Here is a 3,062-nt window from a genome sequence, read left to right as displayed (position 1 = left end):
CCGTCCAACGGACGGATCAGCAGGCCGCTTCGTGGCTTGGGTGTGAACAGCGTCGACTTGCGCGGCATGCGTTCGCCGGCGGCGGCGACCGCCGCGACGTCGGCCGCGGGCGTCGGGTTCAGCAGAAGTGCGGTCCCGCCGGCCTGCGCCGCGGCGGCGATCGCGGTGGTCGCGTCATGGCGGTAGCCGACCACGTCCTCGGTGTCGGCCAGACCCCAGACCGTTGTGATCAGCACGAGATGCGCGACGGTGACGTCCAGCCCGCGAAAGGCGGCTGACCGGTCCGCCGGTAGCACCTGCGCGAGCAGCGCCGGATCCGGATCGCTCAGCAGGAACGCCGTCCGGCCATCGGTGATCACAAATGCGTGGCCGTCCGTGCCCGCTCCTGCCAGCGCGTCGAGCAGGGTCACCCCGGTCGGGTCCGGCTCGCCGTCCAGCTGCGTCACCGAGAATGCCGCAGCGGCTCGACGAGCGGCCTGCGCCACGTCGAGCCCGGCCACGACCCGATGGATCGCGTGGACCGCAGGCCCCGACACCCGCGCGTCGGCCAGGAAGGCCAGGCCGAAATCCCACGGGCCGGCGCCGTCCCCGGCAGCGTGGCGGTCTGCCTGGTAGCGACGGTAGGTTGCGTACCGGTGGTGTCCGTCGGCGATCACCGCGCGCCGTTCGTACAGATCACCGGCGATGCTCGCCAGCTCGTCCGGGTCGGTCAGCGCCCAGATGCGGTGCGACACACCGTCATCGGTCGCGGTGCTCAGCAGCGGTGTGGTCGCCACCGTCGCCGCCACGAGCTGGCTGGTGAGGCCGCCGCCGGAGTACAGCAGGAAGATCGGTTCGAGGTTCGCCCCGGTGGACACGGTCAGGGCGAGCCGGTCGGCCACCGGGCCGGCCATGGTGTTCTCGTGCGGCAGGATGATCCCCGCGTCCGGGTCCGCGAGAGCCACCGCGCCGACCAGGCCCCGCTGGATGTGGTCGCCGTGGACCTCCTCGTACACGTACAGCGCCGCAGCGTCGTCGAGGCGCAGGACGCCGGTGGCGATCCACTCGCGCAGGGTCCGCCCGGCACGGCCGTACCGACTGTCGGGGGAGTGCTCGTCGGTGTCACGGGGCAGGATCAGGCGGACGACATTGTGCGGATGCGTCGTCTCCAGCGCGGTGACGCCCGCCGCGTCGATCACGTCGTAGGGCGGGGCGGTCCGCGCCGCCAGATCCGGCCCGTCGTCGGCCACATACCGCAGGGCACGAAACGGCGCGAGCACGAGTCCGCCGGGTGTGGGCAGGGCCGGGTCGCAAGCAGCCATGCCGCGATCGTAGGGGCTGGGCGTCCCCTGTGGCCGTCTCCGGCGGGCGAACCACGGCCGGGCGTGGTGCTCGGCCGGACCGCTGAGCATCCATGCCGGTAACAGTCGGTATAGAACTAGCGCGATCAGCGCGATCGGTGGGAGCGTCGCCCGGTTTCCGGCGACACTGAGGGGCGAACCTTGTGAAGATGCGTCCGGCCGTCATCGGCGTCGGCTGACGTGTGCATCGGTGGCGGCAACGCTGCGAGCACGGCGGCCCTGAGCACGAAGGCCCTGAGGGTTAGGGGAGGCACGGATGTCGGGCGGGCACAAGGGACCCGGGATGAATGGGCCTGAGGCGAACGGTGCTGGTGCCAACGGTGCTGGTGCCAACGGTGCTGGTGCCAACGGTGCTGGGGTCGGCGGTTCTGGTGGCGGCACTCCCGGCGGTGAGGTCTACGACTGGTACACCCGGGGCGTCGCCCTGCTCGACCGGGGGAATGCCAACGCCGCGGTTCAACTGCTGGCCCATGCCGTCGCCGCCGAGCCGGACTCCCGCAGCGTCCGGGAGGCGCTGGCCCGGGCACAGTTCGACGCCGGCCAGTACGGCGCCGCGCGGGAGAGCTTCGCCTGGATAGTCGACAACGACCCGGCGGACGACTACGCGCAGTTCGGGCTCGGGATGGCGGCTCGGCGAACCGGTGACCTTCGCGCTGCCGTGGAGCATCTGGCGCTGGCCGCGGCGATGCGTCCGGACCTCCGACATTACGGCCAGGCCCTGCGGGGTGCCCGAGCCGCACTCAACCGGCCATGACAGGCGGTCCGCGTCCACTGTCGGCGTCACCGTCCGCGCTGGTCGACGCCCACGATGTCGCCCTGATGGACCTCGACGGCGTGGTGTACCGGGGGTCGCAGGCTGTGCCCCATGCCGCGGTGACGATCGCGGCCGCCCGCGACCGCGGCATGCGGGTGGTGTACGTCACCAACAATGCGCTGCGTCCGCCGGCGGAGGTTGTGCGTCGACTGGCGTCGGTCGGCGTGTCCGCGGCGGTACCCGATGTCGTCACGTCGGCTCAGGCGGCCGCGCGGGTGCTGGCGCAACGGCTACCCGCGGGCGCGGCTGTTCTGGTCGCCGGTGGGGAGGGGTTGCGCGAGGCGGTGACCGCGGAAGGCCTACGGCCGGTGACAACCGCCGGGGAGCAACCCGTCGCCGTCGTCCAGGGCTTTGATCCAGATCTCGACTACGCTCGGCTCGCCGAGGCCGCACTCGCGATCCGGGCCGGCGCGTTCTGGGTCGCGAGCAATGTCGATGCGACGGTGCCGACCGAGCGTGGCCTGATGCCCGGCAACGGTTCGCTGGTCGCAATGCTGCGCACCGCCACCGGCTGCGATCCGATGGTGACTGGAAAGCCCGAGCGTGCGATGCACGAGGAGTCGGTCCGCCGGAGCGGGGCCAGGTTTCCGCTGATTGTCGGCGACCGCCTCGACACCGACATCGAGTCCGCCGTCCGGTCGGGCACGCCGTCCCTGCTGGTGCTCACCGGGGTGGCCGCCCCGGCTGAGCTCCTGCGGGCACAGGCACGCCACCGGCCGACGTATCTCGCCGCCGACCTGCGTGGCCTGCTTGCGTGCCACCCGGGTGTCGTGGTGACAGTGGGCAGGGCCCAGGTTGACGGGGTACCGCAGGGGGCGGACGTGGACGGCAACCCACACTGCGACGACGTGGTGGCGGTGTGCGGCGGCTGGGTCGCGCAGGTGCGTGATTCGACGCTGACCTGGCGC

3 protein-coding genes are annotated in these 3,062 nt (G+C 72.1%); 2 read left to right on the top strand and 1 reads right to left on the bottom strand.

Annotated features, from left to right (window positions below; translation table 11 throughout):
• Window positions 1-1,301, bottom strand: a 1,301-nt coding sequence (locus tag U9980_RS24800; protein WP_322770136.1) for a DUF1015 domain-containing protein, incomplete at its 3' end; no start/stop codon positions are given.
• Between the two features lie 322 nt (window positions 1,302-1,623).
• Here U9980_RS24800 and U9980_RS24795 point away from each other — a divergent pair.
• Window positions 1,624-2,094 carry a tetratricopeptide repeat protein gene (locus U9980_RS24795; protein ID WP_322770135.1) on the top strand — a complete coding sequence of 157 codons (471 nt, stop codon included), beginning with the start codon at window positions 1,624-1,626 and terminating at the stop codon, window positions 2,092-2,094.
• A partial coding sequence (locus U9980_RS24790) for an HAD-IIA family hydrolase (RefSeq protein ID WP_322770134.1) occupies window positions 2,091-3,062 on the top strand: 972 nt, incomplete at its 3' end. The genes U9980_RS24795 and U9980_RS24790, both read left to right, overlap by 4 nt.

This window comes from Protofrankia sp. Cr1, assembly GCF_963555865.1.
Classification (GTDB): domain Bacteria; phylum Actinomycetota; class Actinomycetes; order Frankiales; family Frankiaceae; genus Protofrankia.
Note: the sequence above shows the minus strand (reverse complement) of the source record. Positions and strands in the feature narration are given on the sequence as shown.

What these genes read in the sequence shown, in the direction of transcription:
- U9980_RS24795 (WP_322770135.1), top strand. Translation starts at nt 1,624, where the DNA reads ATGAATGGGCCTGAGGCGAACGGTGCTGGTGCCAACGGTGCTGGTGCC.